The organism is Nostoc sp. UHCC 0302 (assembly GCF_038096175.1).
In the GTDB taxonomy this organism is placed as follows: Bacteria; Cyanobacteriota; Cyanobacteriia; order Cyanobacteriales; family Nostocaceae; genus UHCC-0302.
Genome location: NZ_CP151099.1, coordinates 6014431 through 6037901 on the forward strand (window position 1 = coordinate 6014431; position 23471 = coordinate 6037901).

Sequence of the window (23471 nt, forward strand, 5' to 3'; positions counted from 1 at the left end):
AGCTCTCAGATTTTAGGTGTATTTACGTTATCTTATTCTGTAACAGACAACTTAAATATGTATAGATGGCTCGTTACGCGCTGGTTGTTGGCATTACAGATTATAAAAGTCCGATTAATAACCTCACAAAACCAGCTACGGATGCAGAAGCAATCGCGCAGGTACTAAAAGCGCATGGTGATTTTGAGGATATCGCTGTTCTCAAAGGGAAAGTGAGTACAACTAAGTTGGCTGAAGCTTTAAAAACACTTTTGCAACAACAAGCAGTTAAAAACGAAGCCCTAATTTACTTTACAGGTCATGGCATCACCGTATCTAGCTCCTTGGGAAGACCACAAGCATATCTGGCAACTTCTGATTTGACAATTTTTTCAGAAGACACAAAAATTGTTGGGCAAAAAGGCGGGATTAGTCTTGCTGAACTGAACGAACTAATTAAAGAATCCGACTTGAGTAGTTTAGTCGTGCTGTTAGATTGCTGTCATAGCGGTGAATTTTTAGAACGCAATCTCATCGAAAAAAGTCTTACCGCTTTTAGTTCACAGCGCGATTACTACTTTATTGCTGCTTGCAGAGGTTTTCAGAAAGCTTATGCCAAAAAAAGCGCACAACACAGCATTTTTACAACTGCTTTACTAGCTGGGTTGTCAGCAGAGAAGGCTAATCAACATGGGCAGGTAACAAGTGCTGATCTCTTCGGTAGTATTAGCGCCGAACTTAAAGGTAGTGGTCAACAAGCGATTCAAAGTAGTTGGGGAGGTTCGATTACTTTAGTTACTTACAATCATCAAACACAAGCTGAAACCTTTGAAGTCAAAGATGAATGTCCTTACCAAGGGTTAAAAGCGTTTGAAGCGGAACAAAAACAGTTTTTCTTTGGACGCCAGCAGGTTGTGAGGAACATTTTGGGAAAACTGGCACAAAAGCCCTTTGTGGCAATTATTGGTGCTTCCGGGAGTGGTAAATCTTCTGTAGTTCAGGCAGGTTTGATTCCAGAATTAGATGGTAATGTCTGGCAAATTTTACCGCCAATCAAGCCAGGATTTCAACCTTTGCAGGAATTGCGAGGAGTTCTGAAAGCATTTTTTCAGGGAGCGAGAAAAGAAAAATTGCTTTGGGAGTTGATTACTAAAGAAGCGAATCCTTTACCTGTAATTCTGGAGCATCTTACAGGTGCAGAGAAATTTTTATTGGTAGTAGATCAGTTTGAGGAACTATTTACTGTCTCTGTTGCTGAAGACAAGCAGAGATTTATTGAATTGCTGACTCAGGTAGTAGAGATGACCGATTCGCGGTTGAAAGTTGTGATTACCATGCGATCGGATTTTCTCGAACCATGTTTAGACTATCCGTCTTTAAATAAATTGATTGAAAATCAGCTTGTTTTGATGCCGCGTATCACTGGATTTGATTTAAAAGAGACAATAACCGAACCAGCTAAACTTCAAGGTCATAGTATTGAAGAAAGACTAGTACTGAAAATTTTAGAAGATGTTGGTGAAGAACCGGGATACTTACCGTTGATGGAGTTTGCTTTAACTAGACTCTGGGAAAAACGCGACCAACAAAAGCATCAACTCACCCTAGAACAGTATGAAAACTTCCAAGGATTGACAGGGGCGCTAAATCTTCATGCAGAAAATGTTTATTTTTACGAAGATTATCAGCAGGATTCCCCAACTCAAGAACGAAATGAACAAGAGAAAGACTGGATTAAGCAAATTTTCCTGCGATTAGTGCGGACGGGAGAGGGAGAAAAGGATACGCGACAGCGCCAACCAAAAGCTGAACTGTTAGCCATTGCAGGAAATGACCAAGAACAGCAGCAAGCATTAAGTGAATTGCTAGATGAAGGATTGGTGAAAGGACGTTTGCTGGTAGCTGGGAAAGATGAACAAGGAAAAGCGTGGATTGATTTAGCCCATGAAGCCTTAATTGAGGGTTGGCAGAGGTTTGCCCAATGGCGACAACAAGACCGAGATTTGCGGCGGTTAAATGATAAATTAGCCGATGCTTTACGCGAGTGGTTGAACAAAGGGGAGAATGAAAAATATTTAATGCAGGGGGGATTGCTGGCAGAGGTGCGGGAAAATTGGGAACAGCTAGAGTTTTTATCATCACCTCAAGCCAAAAATTTTTATCAACGCAGTGATGCTTATGAACAGCAACAGATTGCCACATTAGAAAAGGCACTCACTGAATCACAATTGCGAGAGAAAGCCGCTAGGGTAGAAAATTTATTGCCCTTCCAACCCCTAGATAGTCTAGTTTTAGCAATTCAAGCTATGGGTGAGAATCTGGAGAAATTACCTCAGCACATTCTTGCACCAGTTCAGAGCAGTTTGAATCAGGTGGTTAATAAAGCAAGAGTCTCCATTCCTTTCTTTGGTCATGAAAGTGGTGTCAATTCTGTCGCCGTCAGCGCCGATGGACAGACGATTGTTAGTGGTGGTATTGACGGCACGGTGCGATTGTGGAACAGCCAGAGTCTTCCCTTAGCTGAACCATTACGTGGCCATAAAGGTGATGTTTATTGTGTCGCTATCAGTGCCGATGGGCAAATGATTGTCAGTGGCGGTCATGATGGCACAGTGAGGTTGTGGAACAACCAAGGTCTTCCCTTAGCTGAACTATTACGTGATCATGAAAATGTTGTTTGGTCTGTCGCTATTAGCGCCGATGGGCAGACAATTGTTAGTGGTGATGATGGTGGCACAGTGAGGTTATGGAATCGCCAAGGCCTTCCCTTAGCTGAACCATTACGTGATCATAAGAATATTGTTTGGTCTGTCGCCATTAGCGCTGATGGGCAGACAATTGTCAGTGGCGGTGAAGACGGCACGGTGAGGTTATGGAACCACCAAGGTCTTCCTTTAGCTGAACCATTGCGTGGTCATAAGGGTGTTGTCGATTCTGTCGCCATCAGCGCCGATGGGCAGACGATTGTTAGTGGCGGTGAAGACGGCACGGTGAGGTTATGGAACCACCAAGGTCTTCCTTCAGCTGAACCATTGCGTGGATATGAGCGTATTGTTTCTTCTATCGCCATTAGCGCTGATGGGCAGACGATTGTTAATGGCGGTCGTGACGGCACGGTGAGGTTATGGAATCACCAAGGCCTTCCCTTAGCTGAACCATTACGTGATCATAAGAATATTGTTTGGTCTGTTGCCATTAGCGCCGATGGGCAGACAATTGTTAGCGGTGACGATGGTGGCATGGTGAGGTTATGGAATCAGCAAGGTCTTTCTTTAGCTGAACTATTGTGTGGTCATGAAAGTATTGTTTCATGTGTTGCCATCAGTGCCGATGGGCAGACAATTGTTAGTGGTGATGATGGTGGCACGGTGAGGTTATGGAACCACCAAGGTCTTCCTTTAGCTGAACCGTTGTGTGGACATGAGGGTGTTGTCGATTCTGTCGCCATCAGTGCCGATGGGCAGACGATTGTTAGTGGCGGTGAAGACGGTACGGTGAGGTTATGGAACCACCAAGGTCTTCCTTTAGCTGAACCATTGCGTGATCATAAGGATCTTGTCGATTCTGTCGCCATTAGCGCTGATGGGCATACGATTGTTAGTGGCGGTCGTGACGGCACAGTGAGGTTATGGAATCACCAAGGTCTTCCCTTAACTGAACCATTACATGGTCATGAGAGTATTGTTTGGTCTGTCGCCATCAGTGCCGATGGGCAGACAATTGTTAGTGGTGATGATGGTGGTACGGTGAGGTTATGGAATCACCAAGGTCTTCCCTTAGCTGAACCATTGCGTGGACATGAGCGTATTGTTTCTTCTGTCGCCATTAGCGCTGATGGGCAGACAATTGTCAGTGGCGGTGAAGACGGCACGGTGAGGTTATGGAACCACCAAGGTCTTCCTTTAGCTGAACCATTGCGTGGTCATGAGAGAGTTGTCAATTCTGTCGCTATCAGCGCCGATGGGCAGACGATTGTCAGTGACGGTGATGGTGGCACAGTGAGGTTATGGAATCGCCAAGGTCTTCCCTTAGCTGAACCATTGCGTGGTCATGAGGGAGTTGTCAATTCTGTCGCCATCAGTGCCGATGGGCAGACAATTGTTAGTGGCGGCAATGACGGTACAGTGCGTTTGTGGCGCGGTGGTTGGCGTGCATGGTTACAAGTCTGTTGCAACAGGTTGCGTTACCACCCTGTCTTCACAAATCCGCAAACCGAAGAAGCAAAAGCCGCCTGCGAAGTCTGTCGCAAATATGTTTGGAGCAAAGAAGAATGTAAAACTGGAGATTGATAAGAGGAAAACAGGAGAAAAAAACTCTAATCTCCAAAGTTGAGGCTCAGAATTCGACTTTTCACCTGTAGAACTCGGAACTTCGACCTCTGAACTCGGAACATCGACCTCTGAACTCGGAATTTCGACCTTTGAACTGGAAACTTTGACCTTTGAACTTGGAATTTCGACCTTTTAACTTAGAATTTCGACCTTTTAACTTGGAACTTCGTTCTTGAAACAGTAATATCCGAGATCCAAGGCTCAATAATGGTGAGTGAAAGGCGATTATTTAAGAGTCAACCACAATTAATATCAACTTCGGGTCAACCCTAAAATTAAATTTTGTCATAAACTACCTAAAACTTACTCGTAATGCGTCCACATCCGAATTATCTTGACTACTTGTTCGGATTCGATGACTTCATATACCAACCGATGCTGTATGTTTATCCTGCGAGAATACGCACCTGATAAATCACCAACCAGCTTTTCATAAGGTGGAGGATTTTGAAAGGGATTTTGTTTAAGAACTGCAAGCAACTCCTCAGCTTTTTCCTTTAAATTACTAGAAGCTAACTTCTTGGCATCTTTCTGTGCTTGTTTTGTGTAAACTAATTTCCAAATCACTTCTTCAGAATTCGGAATTGGCTCTTCATTATCGCCCTGACTCACCAATCCAACTCCTCATCGCATTCTTGGATCGGAGTTACTAGCCCTTCTTTTATAGATTCTCCCATTCCAGGTATAGATAACAAGTGAAGAGTCTCCTGAATTGCAGACCAGTCTTTTTCCGCAAGCAGAATCGCATTACCACGTTCACCCTGAATGATCACAGGTTTACCCTGCTCTGCAACTTTGTCTATCAGTTCTTGTAAATTATTTTGAGCGTCGTTGACGGGAAGTGAAGACATCATGCTTTTTTAGCTCACGATAACTTTACTTTAGTTTATCTACAAACTTATGCAAGTAAGTAGGGAGCGTGCGTATTAAATTATGGTAAGTGAAGAGCGATGCCTAACGACAAACCCTTTTGAACTCGAAACTTCATGCTTTGAACTGCAACATCCGAGATTCAAGGGTGAATGATCGTGAGTGAAAGGCGATCGCTTATCCTCTTATGGTAAAAAATGAGATAATTTTGTGTTGAATGGTGCGATCGCAATTCCTTATAAGTTGTATTGAGGAACAAAACTCAACATTGTTCGGGGTTTGTTGGGTTTCATTTCGTTTAGATGCCACTTGCTTCTGCCAAAGTGAGATGCTGCGCGTGTACGCTTTAATCGGCGTTACTAGCCCTCAAAGAGTTGGTAGCTCTGAACCTTTTAATTTCAGAAACCTCAAGAAACGCTAAAATCAAGTCAGCCTTTGTATTGTAGCGGTTGTGTCCCACATCACTCAGAGGGCGGTTCACTGCATAAATCCCGATTGTCAACGTCCTTATCCTCAGCCTTGGGGAAACAAATTTTGCAACAGTTGTGGCGCACCGCTACATCTGTTAGACCGCTATATCCCTATTCAACCCTTGGGTTCGGGGGGATTTGCTCAAATTTACACGGTTTGGGATGAAAAAACTCAAACAGAGAAAGTCCTGAAGGTGCTGGTGGAAGAGTCACCAAAGGCACTAGAATTATTTACCCAAGAGGCAGCGGTTTTAAGCAGTTTGCAACATCCTGGTGTTCCCCAAGTTGATGCTGATGGGTCTTTTCAAATCAATTTGTTCAATCCAAAACCTCGCCAACTGGCTTGTCTGGTAATGGAAAAAATCAATGGACAGACTCTAGAGGAGATACTCAAAAACTATCCGCAAGGGTGTCCAGAAGATTTGGTATTAAACTGGTTTACCCAGGCTGTAAAAATTTTACAAGAGTTGCACAAACGCCAAATTATTCACCGAGATATTAAACCTTCTAATTTAATGTTAGATTCCCCATCGCAAAATATACCGCTACTTCCAGGGGGAATGGGGGATCGGCTGGTGCTGATTGATTTTGGTGGCGCAAAACAATTTACTGCGGCTATGCTTGGTCGAGAGTCTAGTTCTACTCGGTTATTTTCTTCTGGATACAGTCCACCAGAACAAGTGACTGGGGGTAATGTGGGGCCTAGTGTTGATTTTTATGCCCTCGGTCGCACGATGATTGAATTACTAACGGGCAAGTATCCGCCGGAGTTGGAAGATCCGCAAACTGGGAAATTGCAGTGGCGTACTGGGGTGAAGGTGAAACCGCAACTGGCAGATTTACTTGATGAGATGGTACAGGAAGATGTGCGATCGCGTCCGGCAAATGCCGCAATTATTCAAAAACGTTTAGCAAAGATTTCCAGAATATCGCCGCCACAACTAAGTTTGTTTTACCAACTGGGACACACTGTTAAGCAAACTTCGACGCAAACCTCCCAAAAATTTGCACTAGCAGTACAAGCTGTTGATAAAGGTTTAAATGACTTTAGCCAAGCTTTAGGTCAAACGGCTCGTTTCATCGTTCAAGTAATTTTCAAAGTTATAAAAGCCTGTTTTGCAACGCTTTGGGCAATGATCCTAACTAGCCTTGGCGCTTGTTCAGGTACGCTTTTGGGTTTTATTTTGGCCTATCGCACAAGTTTAGGCGATCGCGTTGTGGAATTTATGGTACAGCAGCTTACTGTATTAGTACCATATGCTCAACCTGTCTTGGGAGCAGATATTTTGGTTTTCGTGGCTGCGGGTTGGGGTACTGCTTGGGGACTGACTGTATCAGGCTGTTTTGGGCAACGGCGGCGGTTTTTGGTAGCGTCGCTGATGGGGATGATTAGTTATGCCTTCGGCTGGCTGGTTTTGCAATTAATCACACCAAAAGACAGCGGTGAGGGCTTAGTAGCAGTTATTTTAGTGTCCGTTTGCTTGCTCACCTTGAGTTTAGGTCTTCGCAGCCATCACATAGTTTATGCTGTGATTGCTTCATTTGGCAGTGCGATCGCCTTTGCCGTTTTCATTCTTTTGGGTTTTACCCCGGCTATCTGGCAATTTTCTAGTCAACCAAGCTGGGCAGAGTTATGGTTACCTCTAGCTTTTTTCGGTTTTGTCGGCATCTTCCTTAGCTTCTGGTTGGGAGTCAGCTACTACCTAATTGTTCCTGGATTACGCCTTTTGGGCTGGCGTTAAACGAATACCCAAAAACAAGATCCCCCTAGTCGTTTTATTTTCGAACTAGGGGGATCACATATGTGGTATACTATAAAGGGTTCAGTATATCTGATTACTATTCGATTTTAAATCCTGGATCTAATTTTGAATAGGCTTATCCCCAGAATTTACACTATATTTATAGCTTCTTAATCAATGCTTTATTCCGGTTGTTTTCTAGGGAACTGGTATATGTAAGGATGACAATAGGCAATATGCGTAACTGGCATCCCTGTAAATATCTGGAAAAACATGAAACTCAAAATTGTTACTGTCCTTACTTTGTTGGCTTGTTTTGGATTTGCAGAGCAAGGTTTGGCATTCAATCAGCAAGACTTGGAGCAGTTGAAAACAGCAGGAAGCTGTCCCCGATGCGATTTGAGCGGTGCTGACCTAACTCAACTGAATCTGAATTTGACTGGAGCAAATCTGCGCGGGACTAATTTGAGCGGTGCTACATTATCTAAAGTTAATCTTACTAATGCCGATCTGACTGGTGCAAATTTGGAAACTGCGGTTTTGAATTCGGCCAATCTTACCGGTGCATCCTTAACAGGTGCTAATTTGAAATCAGCATCCTTAGAAAATGCGGATCTATCTTATGCTGGCTTTATCAGCGCCAATTTGGAAGCAGCTAACCTCAAGGGTGCGAAGTTGCAACTCACTAATTTTCGGGCGGCAAACTTTCGACTGACAACGCTAGATAACGGTGTCGTCACCTCTGAAAAGGACTATGGCTGGTCGTTAGAGCGTGTAACTTCTAGAGTATGTAACAAGTTTAAAGCTGAAAATACTCCAGGCACAACCTGCTACACAAGATAAAGGGTGTAGGGGTGTAGGGGAATAGGAGAATAAGCCCCGACGAAAGTACAGAACAACTTAATTTATCAAGGAAAAATAATTAAATATATAAACTCTGATCTGTAGTACAACATTGATTATTTCCTTGTTTTAACCCACTTCAATTTATTGATAAGGTTCCCCTAAACCCCTATTCCTGTATGGTAAGAGCATTTTATTTATTAAACAGTTCTTTATCATGGGAACAAGCCTGTAGATAAATTGATCCATGCTTACCCATATTAAAGACTTAGCAGTAAAACTTGCGCCCCGCCTAATTGAAATTCGCCGCCACATCCACTCCCACCCAGAACTCAGTGGTCAGGAGTACCAAACAGCGGCTTTTGTTGCTGGTGTGTTGTCTTCCAGTGGTGTCCATGTGCAAGAGGGAGTTGGCAAAACGGGCGTGATTGGAGAAATACAAAGCCCTAACCAAGATAACCGCTTATTGGCAATTCGTACTGATATGGATGCGTTGCCAATTCAAGAACGCACAGGGTTAGAATACGCTTCTCGTGCAGAAGGCGTGATGCACGCTTGTGGTCATGATATGCACACGACAGTCGGATTGGGAACAGCTATGGTACTGTCCCAAATGGCAGAGGAGTTGGGTGGTAAGGTGCGGTTTTTATTTCAGCCAGCAGAGGAAATTGCCCAAGGGGCTAGCTGGATGGTGAAAGATGGGGCGATGGCAGATGTCTCGGCTATTCTGGGGATTCACGTTTTTCCTTCTATACCCGCAGGATCTATTGGTGTGCGTTACGGAGCATTGACAGCCGCAGCTGATGATTTAGAGATTATTATTATCGGAGAATCTGGACATGGGGCGCGTCCCCATGAAGCAATTGATGCAATTTGGATTGCTTCGCAAGTAATTACCATGCTGCAACAAGCCATTAGCAGGACACAGAATCCCCTACGTCCTGTGGTGTTGAGTATCGGCAAGATCAGTGGCGGCAGAGCGCCAAATGTAATTGCCGATAAAGTACAGTTGTTAGGAACTGTACGATCGCTACATCCTGAAACTCGTGCCCACCTTCCCAACTGGATTGAAAACATCGTCGCTACTGTCTGCCATGCCCACGGAGCAACTTATCAAGTTAATTATCGCCAAGGTGTACCCAGCGTCCAAAATGATTATGCTCTGACACAATTGTTACAATCATGTGCCGAAGAAGCTTGGAGTAGCGATCGCGTTCAAGTCTTACCCGAACCTTCCCTTGGCGCTGAAGATTTTTCTATTTACTTAGAACACGCCCCCGGTTCTATGTTTCGTTTGGGTGTAGGTTACAAAGATAGAATTATTAATCACCCATTACACCATCCCCAATTTGAAGCCGATGAATCTGCTATTATCACCGGGGTAGTGACAATGGCATACGCAGCTTATAAATATTGGCAGTGAGGTTGGGCATGGGGGAGCCAGTTTCGTGGGCGGGCAATGTCCGACTTGAGAGAACTGGCGTCATGGAGCATCAGGAAAGAAAGAGGTTTCATGCTTTCGTTTTGGGCGATCGCCTGTGATCCCAACTTGAGATGGGTTGGATGATTTGAGATTCCTGGAACAGCCTTTTGGTAAAGGTTTTTAATCTAAAATCTAAAATCCAAATTGCAAAATTGGTATAAGCGTTTATCCTGAACATTGGGGATGGGAAGAACAGGTTTTTATATGAATGCAGAAGATTTTTTAAACCAGGGGTTAAACTACAATTTGCAAGGGGACTATGAAGCAGCGATCGCCGCTTATACTCAAGCAATCGAATTAAACCCCGATTATGCAGAAGCTTACTATAATCGAGGCATTATTTTTAGCAATCAACTCAAAGACTATCGGCAAGCGATCGCAGACTTTGATCAGGCGGTACAAATTAATCCTTATTTTGCCTTAGCCTACTGCAACCGCGCGAATGTTCGTTATTGTCTCACAGATTATGAGGGAGCATTAGCCGATCATCATCAAGCCTTGCAAATCAATCCCAATTTGGCTGAATCTTATCACAGCCGCGGAAATGCCTATTTTGCTTTGGAGGACTATGACAAAGCGATCGCAGATTATCAGCAAGCGATAGAGAATAGTACTCAGTTAACTAGTTATATAAATTTTGATATTGCCAAAGCTTTCCATAACAGGGGTGTAACCCGTTTTGATCAGGGTGATCATCAAGGTGCGATAGCAGATTTCCACGAAGCTTTGCAATGGTATCCCAATTTTGCCGCAGCTTACAGCAATCGCGGTAATATTCACCATATTTTAGGAAATTACCAAGATGCGATCGCTGATCACGATTTGGCATTAAAGTTAGATCCAAACTTAGCGGAAGCTTACCATAACCGAGGTAATGCCCGTTACGCTTTAGCAGATTATGAAGAGGCGATCGCCGATTATAATCAAGCTTTGGAAATCAATCCCAGTTTTGCGGGCGCTTACTACAATCGGGGTCTGGTGCTTTCTCGTCTCAAAGACTATCACCAAGCAATAGAAGACTTTAACCAAGCCCTGAAACTGAATCCTGATGATGTTCAAGCTTATTATGAGCGGGGTCTTGTTCGTAGCACTATTGGGGATTTTCAAGGAGCGATCGCGGATTATAACCAAGCATTGCAAGAAAATCCGACTTTGGCTTTAGTTTACGGCTTTCGGGCGAATGCGCGTCGTCGCTTGGGAGACTATGAAGGAGCAATTGCAGATAGCAATCGACTATTACAACTTAACCCCAATTTAGCTGAAGGATATTGCGATCGCGCGGCTGCTCGTCGTTCTCTGGGAGACCATAAAGGAGCAATTGACGATTACGATCAGGCATTGCAGTTAAATGATAATTTAGCCGCAGCCTACTACGGTCGAGGTATTGCCCGCGAAGCCTTGCAAGACTTAAAAGGAGCAATTGAAGATAACACCCAAGCAATACAGATTGCTCCTGATTTTTCCCAAGCGTACTGTAATCGGGGTAATGCGCGTCGTCTTCTTGGAGACGAACAAGCAGCACTTGCAGATTACAATCAAGCATTAGAATTGAACCCGGATCTGATTGAAGCTTATTACAACCGAGCTTCTACCCGCTATGCTCTAGAAGACTATGAAGGGGCAATAGAGGATTACACCCAAGCTTTGCAGATAAATCCCCAATCTGCTGCATTTTATAGCGATCGTGCTAATGCTCGTTATGCCTTGGAAGATTATCAAGGAGCAATAGAGGATTACAATCAGGCAATTGCCATTGACTCTAGCTTTGCTGAAGACTGGTTTAACCGGGGTCGTAGCCGTTCTCTATTGGGAGACTGGCAGGGAGCGCTTACTGATTTAAACCAAGCTTTGCAGCATCAGCCTAACTGGGCTGAAGTCTACATAGTTCGAGCAGATGTCTACCAGAATCTGAGAGATTATCAAGGCGCAATTGCTGATTTTCAGAAGTCAGCTGACCTCTATTTACAAGCAGGAAATGCACAGTATTATTACCAAATAATGGAGCTAATCACACAAATTCAGCAATAAATATTTCGCTTGACAGTTCCTTTGTTTGGTAAATTAAATACCATCTGTTATAAATATTACAACTGTTTTCAATTGAATATAACATGGGTTAGCTTTAGGGACACAACAATGCTGTGTCCTTACTATTTACTTTGTAATTTATGCAAATGAAAAGCTCTGTATATACAGATGTATACTTCCTGCTTTTGTAGCCTATTCATTTGTTAGCAAGATTTTTGGAAATAGCATAAGCAAAATGAAGTGATGCAATCCAAGGTTTTAAGATTGCGTCACTCCGCTATCAATAAATTTTCAATGATAAAAAATTATCGAAACTTGATAGAATACACACCGTAAGTCTACCACCTCAGACCGCTCTGATGAAGGGTTTAACCTTCCCTTGGTGCTAACAAAGTGGAGGAAGCGACAAAAACTCCACACCTTTTTTATTGGTAGGTCTTGTTACTGTTCGTGTATCTGATATCGCTCTCCTTCGACACACGACAATGGGTCACAGCGGCATAACACCCATCCAGTACTAAACTGACTGCCACACCATAACCATAACAATCTCAACCCTGTGAACCATTCCATCTTAGGGAGTAATTGCAGTCATACTGGGGAAATAACATAGCAATACTATTGATTTGTAAGAAGTGAAAGCCCCAGATTCAGACTTATTCAAAAAGTCGGTTATCTTATAAAATAAATATAATTATTATGAATAATTGGAATCAAAACCTCTTAAAATATTTACTATTATTAGTATTGATATTCTGTAACGTAGCTTTTTTTAGTAGAAGTACATTTGCCAATCAGTATAATATGAATAAAGAAAATATAGTATCATTAATTGAACAAGCCAGAACTGCTTGGATTACTCAAGATGTCGATGCTCTGATAGAGATGTTTACACCAGATGGTGAATTTATTGTGCCAGGGCAAAAGTGGCAAGGGCAGGCAAGAATTAGAGAAGAACTAACTAATTTTAGTCACCAATATTCAAATGTAAAAATTGACATTCGGCGGATTATTATTGAAAATAATCAAGCCTCTGTCGAGTGGTATTATGAAGACATAGAGAAAGCAACAGGTCGTCGCAATCAAGCAGACGATGTGATTATTATTGATTTCAAAGATGGTCGTATTAGCCGATGGCGTGAATATTTTGATACTGAAACGCCAGCTAGGAATCAGTGACCTTAAGAGAGGTTCTTGTTTCTCGACCATCTGTTATTTGCAATCATCTATGTTCTTTAAGGTCTACATCCCACTTTGAATTCTAAAGTTTTGCTTTAGCGGGACTATTCAGAGAAACGCCAACGCCTATGGCTGGAGGTTATTGGAGGTGCGATCGCATCTCCAAGCACCGAGCTATTATGTATGGGAAAAATATGCAGCATACAGCCCAAGATTTTGCATGAAAATCGCAGTCTTCAGTACAAAAGCCTATGATCGGCAGTTTTTGTCAGCTGCAAATTCTCCCAAAGAACACGAGTTAGCTTTTTTTGAACCCCGGCTAAATCGGGATACCGCTATCTTAGCCGCCGGATTTCCTGCGGTTTGCGTATTTGTGCATGACCAAGTTGATGCCCCAACTTTAGAAATTCTCGCTTCACAGGGAACTCGCTTGGTAGCTCTGCGTTGTGCAGGGTTTAATAATGTAGACTTACAAGCCGCAGCAGACTTGGAGATTACTATTGTGCGTGTTCCTGCCTATTCACCTTATGGGGTGGCAGAACACGCTGTTGGATTGATTTTAAGCCTAAACCGTAAAATTCATCGTGCTTATAACCGCGTCAGAGAAGGTAATTTTTCTCTAGAAGGACTGTTGGGATTTAATTTGAATGATCGCACAGTAGGAATTATCGGTACTGGTAAAATCGGTCTGATTTTGGGACAGATTATGAAAGGGTTTGGCTGTCACCTACTCGCCTATGATGTGTATCGCAATCCAGAATTAGAGATGCTAGGCGGGAAGTATGTAGAACTACCTGAGTTATTTACCAACTGCGATATCATCTCTCTACATTGTCCTCTAACTCCCGAAACTCATCATTTGATTAATGCCGAAGCTATAGAACAGATAAAGCCAAGGGTAATGCTAATTAATACTAGCCGAGGAGCGTTAATAGATACCCAAGCCGTAATCGAAGGATTGAAGTCGGGTAAAATAGGCTCTCTCGGTGTGGATGTCTACGAACAGGAATCAGAATTGTTCTTTGAAGATTTGTCAGGTGAAATCATTCAGGATGACATTTTCCAGCGCCTGACAACGTTCCCGAACGTACTCATTACTGGACACCAAGCTTTTTTTACAGAAGAAGCTCTTCACAATATTGCAGAAACAACTTTTGCTAATATTACGGATATTGAACAGGGTCGTTCTTGTAAGAATGAAATCCGCGCTCAACCGGAAGTTGAAGCTAAGGCATTGATTAGCTAACAAAACTTGAAGTGGCAAAACTAGTTTAAACTTCCGTAATTACGTAAGCTTACATTGCTTTTTGTTTGGGGCGATCGCTAAACTCCATATTCATTAATTTTGTTAATCTTTTTCCTCTGCTAGGCAATCTGGCAGGGGAATTTCTTCTTGTCAAGTCTGATGATTTTACATAAGTACAAACATTGGTTCAGCCTAAGTTTTTATAAAATTTATATAAAAAATCAGCAATTATACGATAGAGGATTTTTCACCTAAAACTGCTTGCATTCTTAGCTTTATTGAAAAAATAATGAAATTTATATCAAATAGATAGACAGTTTGGGAAGCATAAATATAACCTTGTATTGGGCTATTTATTAATAAATAATAAGGACATTATTCGTCAAAAATTTTTTCATAGTTCTGAATTCTTGTTTTCTGTTTCCCTCTTAAAAGAGAATTTTTGTCGAAAAATTGTGAATCATCGCTACGCTTTAGCTCAACTATTCACCAGTCCTAAAATCTTACTGAGACTTTGACTTTATGCAAATCAATAATAAACTTTACCTGTATTCACTTCTAGCTCATTTTAGATTGCTCAAGAAAAGTTACACCGCCAAAATCATGTTGGTGGCATTTTTAGGTACTCATGTACCACTTCTGAGCTTGCTCTTGAGTTTTCTTGTATCCAACTCTTATTCATTAGAGATGACACTAAGAGTTCTATTCATTGCTTTATTAGCGACCTTAGCAGGTACAGCAGCTACCCTCTATGCACTAAACCATCTTCTTGCCCCAGTGATTTTGACATCTGGTGCGTTGCAAAACTATGTCAGCACTAAAACATTACCAGAACTGCCCACGCAATTTTTAGATGAAGCCGGCTCATTGATGGCAGATACCTCACAAACTCTCCACAAGTTAGATGAATTAATTCACTACATTAGCAACTACGACAATGTGACTGGATTGCCTAATCGGGATTTGTTGCGAGAGCGAGTTAATCAGACACTATCCCAACCTCAAAATAACCAGCGGGTTGTAGCTGTTTTGTTATTAGGTATTGATGATTTCACAGCCATGAGTCATGCATTAGAGCATGAAACACTAAATTTGCTCTTAAGAGCAGTTGCCTTGCGGTTACAAACCTGTTTAGCTCAATCAGATATCTTGGCTCATTTGAGTGCAGATGAATTTGCGATCGCCCGCTTAGAAATTCCCTCATTTGAGAGTGTGGTCAAGCTATGCCAGTTGTTGATGAGTACATTGGCAAAACCCTTCTCTATACAAGGTAATTTGATTCATCTAACAGCCAGCATTGGTATCACAATTAATGTTCTAGATGATATTAATAGTCTAGACCAACTTCTACAGCAGGCAAATATCGGCCTGTATCAAGCAAAACAGCAAGGCCGTAGCAAATACCAGTTCTATTCGCCGGAAATTAATACTCAGTTACAAGAGCGATTGGCGTTAGAAAATGAGTTACATGGAGCGCTAGAGCGTAACGAAATGCTGGTTTATTATCAACCTTTGATTGATTTAGAGAGTAGAGAAATAAAAGCAGTTGAAGCGTTGGTGCGCTGGCAACATCCCACTAGGGGTATGGTTTCTCCAGCACAGTTTATTCCGATTGCCGAAGCTAATGGTTTGATTGTAGAAATTGGTGAATGGGTTTTGCGAACTGCTTGCGCCCAAAACCTAGCCTGGCAGGTAGCCGGACTTGCCCCAATTCGGATGTCGGTAAATCTGTCAGATCGACAGTTTGAACAACGCAATTTAGTAGAACTTGTCAGCCAAATTCTTAACGAAACCGGACTCAAAGCGTCTTATCTGGAACTAGAAGTAACTGAAAGCTTCTTAATGGCTGATATTCAACAATCTGTTAAAACGCTACAGCAATTAAGAGAATTGGGGATATTGCTAGCTCTGGATGACTTCGGCACTGGCTATTCTTCTCTAAACTACTTAAATCGTTTTCCCGTCAATATGCTCAAGATTGATCGGTCATTCATACAAGATATAATATCCAATCCTGATAGTGCAGCTGTGACCGATGCCATTATTGCTCTAGCAAAGAGCCTAAAGTTGGAAATTACGGCGGAGGGTGTGGAAACCCAAGAGCAGCTTGACTATCTACAAAGGCGGGGATGTGATGAAGGTCAGGGGTTCTACTTCAGTCGCCCTGCTCCCGCTGATACAATTACTCAGATGTTGAAGAAAACTGTTCAGCAAATGGAGATGATTGCAGCATAAGAATAAGCCTACCGTGTACACACAAGTATAGGCTGCAATGGTTTCAACTCTTTATTCCGTAATCAAGTTACTGAGAGTTGAGTTAGTAATCGAAAGAGGGCGATCGCTAATCTGCATATTCATTGTCCCAATCTTTTACGCGCTTGCTGTATTGCTTTTTACCCCTTACTCAGAACGATAAGCAATACGGAGACTTTGGACTAAAATCACCAAAGATGCGATCGCCATCAATCCACCCCAAAACCAGTAAGGTAAGAGTAAATACCGCTGCATTTGGGCTGTATCAGAAAGTCCCAAATAGCCAGCTGAACTGCTAAAAAGATAATCAAGTTGGTGATAGGTACTCACACAAGCTTGTACACCCAGAAATTGAATTGCAAACCCCTGCGCCCAACGTGGAGCTTTCAGGGCGATACCCAAGATAATTAAACCTAGTAGGGGAATTGCCACCAATCCGAACCAAGAGCGTACCCAAATTAATGTAGAAAGTAGCAAAAAACCCCCTAAAATTTTCAAACTTAGGGAAGCTACTTTAAAACTGCGGGAAGCCAGAATCAAAGCCGCGCCAGCAACTGGTGGCCCCATCGGCCCGGCGGCGGCAACCAAAGCCGGGCCAATTGGCCCTAATGACGACTGGATGCCATAAGTTGCTACACCAGAACCAGTTTCAAAAATCTCTAATTTCTGAAACTGTCCCCCTAATAGCAGTGCCATTAAACCGTGACCCATTTCATGAAACCAAGTCGCCAGGATAGTAAACGGGTATAAAATATAATCCCCTCCTGGCACTTGCCACAGCAAAGCGGTAGCAACTGCTGCGGCAATTAGCCAAGTTAGCCCCATGCGTTCTACAACTGGCGGGGCTTCTCTTGTCAACAAGGTTTCAAAATCTTTGCCTGGTTTCGTCATAATAATTAATTCGTAATTCGTAATTCGTAATTTATAATTACCTATTTTTCATTATGAATTACGAATTATCACGCAATCGGCTAAGACAGTTGAAAGAGGAACGTCATCAAATCTCCTTTACCCAGACTGATGCGATCGCCTGGTCGCAAGCGGTGACGATTCCCTGGTAGTAAAGGCAAATTATTAATATAAGTGCCATTAGAACTGCCCACATCTTCTATATAGTGAGCGTCTCCCTCAACACGAATATCTGCATGAATTCGCGAGACAATCTCAGAATTAGCAAATCCTGAGACATCGACATCTGGCGGAATCCGGTCATTGGACTTGCCAATATGAATTACAGAGAGACTTTGCGGCAATTCAATCAAGCGATCGCTTTGTACATGGACAAGCCGCGCACTCACCTGCTGCAACTGCGTTCTCGCAGGACTGACAATTGGTGTTGTTGCTACTGGCGCTGGCGGTGGTGTCGGTTCAGGGGCTGGTGTTGCTTGAACTGTTTCCATTGGTGCGGGTTCAGGGGGTGAAGTCGGATTTCCTTGCCCAGAAACCATTGGTGGAGCAGCAATGGTTGGCGTTCCTGAGATGCCGCTATCTGGAGTATTTGCTTGTGGTGGATTTGCTACTGCTGTTGCTGGTAAAGGTGAAGTTTCAGCGGGATGAGAGCTTTCACCGCCAATTCCTAAAGCATCTGGTTGCAAAAGTTCTAACAGTGGATCAGGGACAATTAACTGTGGCACTTCCACGGGGGTGTCGGGAGCAATTGTTGGTGCTACTGATGGTGCAACGTGTGCGTGTGCTGCTGTCGAGTGCAGGTTATGTCCACACTGACCACAAAAAGCGGCATCTGCTTGCACAGTTGCCCCACAACTGGGACAGTTTGTAGTCGCTGGTAACGGTGTATAGCAAGCTTCACACTGGACAGCGCCGTCAGGGTTGGGATGATTGCAATTAGGGCAGACGATCATCGATTTTGGCCTTTGTTCAAGCTCATCGTAAAATAGTACTGGCAAGCAGAGAGAACTTCCAGCAGCAACTTCCAATCTAGACGCCACGGACACTCGTTTTTTGGGGGAGAGACCCAGCAACGCAGTGTCCGACCTCATACGGCTTGGCGTAAAACATTAGAAGTTTGGCAGAGGGCGACCCTAGCTATAAATTCTAACAATTACTCTTGATGGGAAAGTCAAGATTTGAGTTCCAAACCTGCTGCTGCATCCAGTAGCCACCAAAGTTTTCCTTGGGGCTGAATCAACCGGGATGGGTAAGTGAAATCATCAGCTACGGGTGCGAAGACTTCAGCTAAAGCTGGTCTTTTATTAGCACCAGCAACCAGAAAAATCACGCTGCGGCCAGAGTTAATAAAGGGGTAAGTGAAGGTTATGCGGGGGTTTCCGTCTTTATTACCCACAGTAATCAGGCGATCGCTGACTTTGAGAGCCTCTGTGTGGGGAAACAAAGATGCGGTATGTGCATCATCACCCATTCCTAGTAATATTACATCTATTGCAGGAAACTCTCCGGGTGAAGAATTAAAAAATTCTTGGAGATGCTTTTCATACTTAGCAGCAGCTAAAGCTGGCTCAGATTCCAAAGTCGGTACAGCGTGAATGTTAGCTGCTGGGATATCAACTCGATCTAACCATGCCCGACGCGCCATCAGTTCATTGCTATCGGGATGATCTGGCGGGACAAAACGTTCATCCCCCCAAAACACATGAATTTTATCCCAAGGCAGTTTTTGATTAGCGATCGCTTCGTACAACGGCTTAGGTGTACTGCCGCCAGATAAGGCAATCGTAAATTGTCCCCGTTGCCCAATGGCAGTTTCCAACTCAGACAGGATTAATTCCAGCGATCGCGCAACCAGTGCTGGCTGATCCGGTAGAACTTCAACCGTTTTGTTCATGACTTTATCATTCTTATTGCCTGCTTCCAGCAATACAATACCGAACTTATCACAATCCTCCTTTTTAACTTTTGAAACTTTTAACATCAAGGATTAGGAGTGCTGAGTGCTGAGTGCTGAGTAAGTTATTTCTCCCCCTGCTCCCTGCTCCCTGCCCTTCACCTCATCCCCTCAGTCCCCTACAAACAGCGCTTCCCAGTTAGGGATGGCTTCCCGTTGGGCGATTAATAATTGCTGAATTCCTTTCTCTGCAAAATCTAGTAGCTGATTCAACTGAGTGCGGCTAAAGCTGCCTTCTTCTGCTGTGCCTTGGACTTCAATGATTCCCAAGTGCTGATTCATCACTACATTGAAATCTACTGTTGCAGCTACGTCTTCGAGATAATTCAGATCCAAAAATGACTCGCCCTGCAATAACCCTACGGAAACTGCTGCTACCTGTCCAGATAGAGGCGATCGCTTTAATACTCCCTGCTGCAATAATTGAGAAATTGCATGAGCCAAGGCCACGAATGAGCCTGTTATCGCTGCTGTCCTCGTTCCTGCATCTGCTTGCAATACATCGGTATCCACAGTCAGCGTTAGTTCTCCTAGTGCCTCAAAATCTAATGCTGCCCTTAAACTACGCCCAATTAAACGTTGAATTTCTTGCGTCCGACCAGATAATTTTAATAATTCTCTTTCTTGGCGTCTGTGTGTAGCAGATGGTAGCATTCGATACTCTGCTGTTAACCAGCCTTTACCAGTTCCTTCAAGAAACCTGGGAACGCCTTGAGTAATGCTGACAGTACAGAGTACCTGAGTTTCTCCACATTTGATCAGAACGGAACCGGGAGCAAAACGGGTGAAACTAGGGTAAAAACTGAGCGGACGTAGTTCGTAGGGAAGACGACCGTCTGGACGCTGCCAAGCCATTGGAGTTGCCTCAAATAGAATACTGCCTTAAGGTTACCTCAGTGTTGCAAATCATCTGAGTGTTGTGTCGGAGAGTTAGCATTTAGCTAAGGAATCGAGAGCAGAGTCTTATAATATTCCAGGATAGGGATAGTGCGATCGTAGAATATTTCTCTACGGTGCTGCACGATTTCAGATTGGTCATCTGGTAAAGAAAGCCTCAAGAAACAGCTAACTATGACAGCTTCGGGTACTTGTAGATAAATTGCTTAATCTAGCTACTGCCCTAAATAACTCTTGACTTTATAACAAACGTAGTGTTTGACTAAAAGTGCAATTTGCCAAATACAATACGCCTGTAAAAAACAGATTGATTATAGAGGCAGATCAGCAATGGCTACTTTCAGCAAAAGCTTTTAATTCGTTGTGATTTTTTGAACTTCGTCCTATGGTTGCCCAGTTAGAAACTCAAAGTGTAAATTCGGCTCTTACCTTACCATATCCAGTTGAAGGTCTAGTGCAAGTTTTCACTAGCTCTCATCGGAACTTTTTTACCAGTGTTATGGCTCAAGGATTGAGAATTGCTGGTCAAGGCACGCCAGTGTTAATAGTGCAGTTCCTCAAAGGGGGTATTCGTCAAGGACAAGAACGGCCCATGCAGCTGGGACAAAATTTAGATTGGATTCGCTGTGATTTACCTCGATGCATTGATACGCCGCACTTAGATGATACGGAGCATCAAGCTTTACAAAAGCTATGGCAGTATACACAGCAGGTAGTGTACGAAGGTAAGTATTCTCTAGTTGTTTTAGATGAGTTAAGTTTAGCGATTAACTTTGGTTTAATTCCCGAAACAGAAGTTTTAGCGTTTCTGGCAAAACGCCCTCCCCACGTCGATATCATTCTCACAGGGCCAGAGATGCCCAAGTCTCTTTTAGATGTGGCTGACCAAATTACAGAAATCCGTCGCAGTCATCAACCCTAAACAAAATGCTCAGTTCACGATATCCTAGTAGTTCTGTTTGAATTAGCTGTGAACTTGTGATTAAGAACGATATCTGGATTACTGAAATGGCTCAAAAAGGTATGATTTCGCCTTTTGAGCCAAGCCTAATCCGCAAAGTGCAAAAAAATGAATCTGTAGCAGTTCAACCTGTAATCAGCTACGGTTTGTCTTCTTATGGCTACGATATACGCCTTTCCTCGGCTGAGTTCCGCATTTTTCGCCACATTCCCGGAACCGTTGTAGACCCCAAAAACTTTAATCCCCATAATCTAGAGCCGACATCACTGCATACTGATGACAGTGGCAGTTACTTTATATTACCTGCTCACTCTTATGGTTTAGGAGTTGCCCTAGAGAAATTGCAGGTTCCAGAGAATATCACAGTGATTTGCATAGGTAAATCTACGTATGCACGTTGTGGAATAATAGCCAATCTAACGCCTGCTGAAGCTGCATGGCGGGGTCATTTAACTTTAGAATTTTCCAATTCTTCCAGCGCTGATTGTCGCATCTACGCTAACGAAGGCGTGGTGCAATTGCTATTTCTAGAAGGGGAACCTTGCGCTATCAGTTATGCAGCTCGTCAGGGTAAATATCAAGACCAGCTAGAGATTGTAACTTTAGCTAAAATCTAAGTAATTCAAGATAAAAACTTCGAATAAGCTAGGGAGCTAATCTTGCTTTACTAAATGGTACTTTTCATACTATTGTGCGATCGCCTAAAATCAAACCCAACAATAAGAATGCGTTAGAGTAATTTAGTGTAGGTATCGCTCCCAACGCCTACAATATCCAGTTTAGATAATTAACTTGGCATGGCGATCGCAGGTTCAAGCTCGATGAGTTTTCAATGATTGTTTGTCGTTGTCGGGCAATCTAGCTAGGTAAAATATATTTATTTAACTCTGAATAAGAGGCACGAGTATGGAAATTCAATAATTAAAAGCAATTGATTAAAGAAACTATGCGTGAAGTCTTACAAGAAGAAAGACTCCGCCTCTGCCAAATTCTTATACCTTACATAAGCGATGATGAGCAAAGCAAACTTGAGGCCGAGTTTGGTTCACCTTTAGAAGATGCTGATGATGAATTAATTGATATGACTGATTGGGTGAAAAATCGTAATCAAATAATTAATACATCCAACAGCGATCGCCCTTTAGGAGGCCGATAAGCCAGTATCCTGCTGAGTTAGAAGTTAAGGCGCTAATCTTGCTCTACCTAAACGCTGTTTTTCATACCATTGTGCGATTGCTGGGGCCCAATCTTCAAAATGCGGCCACATCATTTCACACAACTTTTGAATTTCTAGTTGAGCATCTTTCTTATTTCTCAAGTCGCAAAAATGTAAAAAAGACCTTAAATTAAAACTAACTACAAAATGCTGACGATAATCAAAGGGAACTTTACCTCTGGCGTGTTCTTCAGACATTCCCGCTTCAAAATCAGCTTTGTAGCGTTTAGCTGCTTCTAAACACCACTGCAAATCTGCTGCTCGTTGTTCTGGTGAATAGTGATACTTTTTGCCTTGTCTATCAGTGTAATAACCAACGGGACGCAGGTAAAAAACTTCTTCTATATCTTTTTTACCCGCGATTACATCATTGAATTGGTTACCAGTATATCTAAATGACTGAACATCAAATGATACACCTACCCGATGAGTACGAGCCTGCTGCATCACACTATGGGGAAAGTAGCCACAGTTAAAAACAATCTGGGGATGCTCTAAAGGGCCGTAATGTCCCCTCTCACCGGCTAAAAGTCGTTTAACAATAATTTCGCCGCTTTGTGACTCTGAGGGCCATGAGTCGCGCTCATCAAACACGAACCCATCAGTATAGTCCTGGTGCATCGCAGCATATATCACTTGCTGCGGGTTTGGTGTTTTGGCAATAACCTCTACTCTAAATCGATCCATTACTTCCTAGAAACTCTATTTTTAACTGAAAGTGCTTACCAGTAAGGAGCAAAGCCTATTTGTTAGACACAGCTATAAACTCGATCCACCATCATATCTCTGCCTTGCACTTCGGTTTAGATAGATTAAGATACTTTACAAAATTTAATAATTTTGTTACAGTTGTTTACATAAGAAACAACAGGGGGATAATGATATGCGTACAAGTACTGCTATTGTTGACGATCAGGGCAAACTGAACAACTTTGCGATCGAGCCAAAGATTTATGTAGATGAGCAAGGCGATCGCACTGGGTTCACGCCCTACGCAGAACTACTCAACGGTCGTCTAGCAATGATTGGTTTTGTTTCTCTAATAGCATTAGAAGTTTTGACAGGACACGGCATTATTGGTCTTTTGGCAAGTCTGTAACAACTGATTTG

19 protein-coding genes and 1 pseudogene are annotated in these 23471 nt (G+C 42.9%); 12 read left to right on the forward strand and 8 right to left on the reverse strand.

The features are described from left to right. Window positions 1-65: 65 nt before the first annotated feature. On the forward strand, window positions 66-4268 hold the full coding sequence (locus WKK05_RS26005) for a caspase family protein (protein WP_341525935.1): 4203 nt from the start codon (window positions 66-68) through the stop codon (window positions 4266-4268). A gap of 345 nt (window positions 4269-4613) precedes the next feature. Here WKK05_RS26005 and WKK05_RS26010 read toward each other — a convergent pair whose 3' ends face one another. Together WKK05_RS26010 and WKK05_RS26015 are read right to left on the reverse strand one after the other, a co-directional pair. Next, complete coding sequence (locus WKK05_RS26010; protein WP_341525936.1) at window positions 4614-4922, reverse strand: Txe/YoeB family addiction module toxin; 309 nt, start codon at window positions 4920-4922, stop codon at window positions 4614-4616. Continuing rightward, window positions 4919-5161, reverse strand: coding sequence for a type II toxin-antitoxin system Phd/YefM family antitoxin (locus WKK05_RS26015; RefSeq protein ID WP_343224893.1), 243 nt, complete (start codon window positions 5159-5161; stop codon window positions 4919-4921). The genes WKK05_RS26010 and WKK05_RS26015 overlap by 4 nt, the downstream gene beginning before the upstream one ends. Window positions 5162-5631: 470 nt before the next feature. Here WKK05_RS26015 and WKK05_RS26020 point away from each other — a divergent pair, with 470 nt between their 5' ends. From WKK05_RS26020 to WKK05_RS26050, 7 genes are all read left to right on the forward strand, one after another. Next, entirely contained in the window at window positions 5632-7392 is a 1761-nt protein-coding gene (locus WKK05_RS26020; protein ID WP_341525938.1) for a serine/threonine-protein kinase, read from the forward strand. 273 nt (window positions 7393-7665) lie between these two features. Beyond that, the gene (locus WKK05_RS26025; protein ID WP_341525939.1) at window positions 7666-8235 is read left to right on the forward strand and encodes a pentapeptide repeat-containing protein; all 570 of its coding nucleotides are present in this window, start codon (window positions 7666-7668) and stop codon (window positions 8233-8235) included. Between the two features lie 247 nt (window positions 8236-8482). Then, complete coding sequence (locus tag WKK05_RS26030; RefSeq protein WP_341525940.1) at window positions 8483-9658, forward strand: M20 family metallopeptidase; 1176 nt, start codon at window positions 8483-8485, stop codon at window positions 9656-9658. Between the two features lie 264 nt (window positions 9659-9922). Continuing rightward, window positions 9923-11746 (forward strand): tetratricopeptide repeat protein, encoded by a 1824-nt coding sequence (locus WKK05_RS26035; protein ID WP_341525941.1) that lies wholly within the window; start codon window positions 9923-9925, stop codon window positions 11744-11746. Window positions 11747-12550: 804 nt separating this feature from the next. Then, the gene (locus WKK05_RS26040) at window positions 12551-12925 is read left to right on the forward strand and encodes a nuclear transport factor 2 family protein (RefSeq protein ID WP_341525942.1); all 375 of its coding nucleotides are present in this window, start codon (window positions 12551-12553) and stop codon (window positions 12923-12925) included. 220 nt (window positions 12926-13145) lie between these two features. Beyond that, the gene (locus WKK05_RS26045; protein WP_341525943.1) at window positions 13146-14171 is read left to right on the forward strand and encodes a 2-hydroxyacid dehydrogenase; all 1026 of its coding nucleotides are present in this window, start codon (window positions 13146-13148) and stop codon (window positions 14169-14171) included. A gap of 522 nt (window positions 14172-14693) precedes the next feature. Next, window positions 14694-16406, forward strand: a complete 1713-nt coding sequence (locus WKK05_RS26050; protein ID WP_341525944.1) for an EAL domain-containing protein — start codon at window positions 14694-14696, stop codon at window positions 16404-16406. Window positions 16407-16571: 165 nt separating this feature from the next. Here the strand turns inward: WKK05_RS26050 and WKK05_RS26055 are convergent, their stop codons facing one another. The 5 genes and pseudogenes from WKK05_RS26055 to WKK05_RS26075 form a co-directional block, all read right to left on the reverse strand. Further along, window positions 16572-17315, reverse strand: coding sequence for a M50 family metallopeptidase (locus WKK05_RS26055; RefSeq protein WP_341525945.1), 744 nt, complete (start codon window positions 17313-17315; stop codon window positions 16572-16574). A gap of 80 nt (window positions 17316-17395) precedes the next feature. After that, entirely contained in the window at window positions 17396-18286 is an 891-nt protein-coding gene (locus WKK05_RS26060) for an FHA domain-containing protein (RefSeq protein WP_341531194.1), read from the reverse strand. A 218-nt stretch (window positions 18287-18504) separates the two neighbouring features. Next, a complete protein-coding gene (gene pgl, locus WKK05_RS26065) occupies window positions 18505-19227 on the reverse strand; it encodes a 6-phosphogluconolactonase (protein WP_341525946.1) in 723 nt (240 codons plus the stop codon). A gap of 171 nt (window positions 19228-19398) precedes the next feature. Then, entirely contained in the window at window positions 19399-20142 is a 744-nt protein-coding gene (rph, locus tag WKK05_RS26070) for a ribonuclease PH (protein WP_341525947.1), read from the reverse strand. A 110-nt stretch (window positions 20143-20252) separates the two neighbouring features. After that, window positions 20253-20411 (reverse strand): annotated as a pseudogene (locus WKK05_RS26075) (adenylate kinase); the annotation flags it as partial. A 158-nt stretch (window positions 20412-20569) separates the two neighbouring features. Here WKK05_RS26075 and WKK05_RS26080 point away from each other — a divergent pair. From WKK05_RS26080 to WKK05_RS26090, 3 genes are all read left to right on the forward strand, one after another. Continuing rightward, window positions 20570-21106, forward strand: coding sequence for a P-loop NTPase family protein (locus WKK05_RS26080; protein ID WP_341525948.1), 537 nt, complete (start codon window positions 20570-20572; stop codon window positions 21104-21106). 86 nt (window positions 21107-21192) lie between these two features. Next, window positions 21193-21762, forward strand: a complete 570-nt coding sequence (dcd, locus tag WKK05_RS26085) for a dCTP deaminase (protein ID WP_341531195.1) — start codon at window positions 21193-21195, stop codon at window positions 21760-21762. Window positions 21763-22091: 329 nt separating this feature from the next. Then, window positions 22092-22301, forward strand: coding sequence for a hypothetical protein (locus WKK05_RS26090; RefSeq protein ID WP_341525949.1), 210 nt, complete (start codon window positions 22092-22094; stop codon window positions 22299-22301). A gap of 24 nt (window positions 22302-22325) precedes the next feature. On the opposite strand, the gene thyX is transcribed toward WKK05_RS26090, so the two are convergent. Next, window positions 22326-23048, reverse strand: coding sequence for an FAD-dependent thymidylate synthase (gene thyX / locus WKK05_RS26095; RefSeq protein WP_341525950.1), 723 nt, complete (start codon window positions 23046-23048; stop codon window positions 22326-22328). 196 nt (window positions 23049-23244) lie between these two features. Between thyX and WKK05_RS26100 the strand changes: the two genes are divergently transcribed. After that, a complete protein-coding gene (locus tag WKK05_RS26100; protein WP_341525951.1) occupies window positions 23245-23460 on the forward strand; it encodes a chlorophyll a/b-binding protein in 216 nt (71 codons plus the stop codon). Window positions 23461-23471 lie beyond the last annotated feature (11 nt).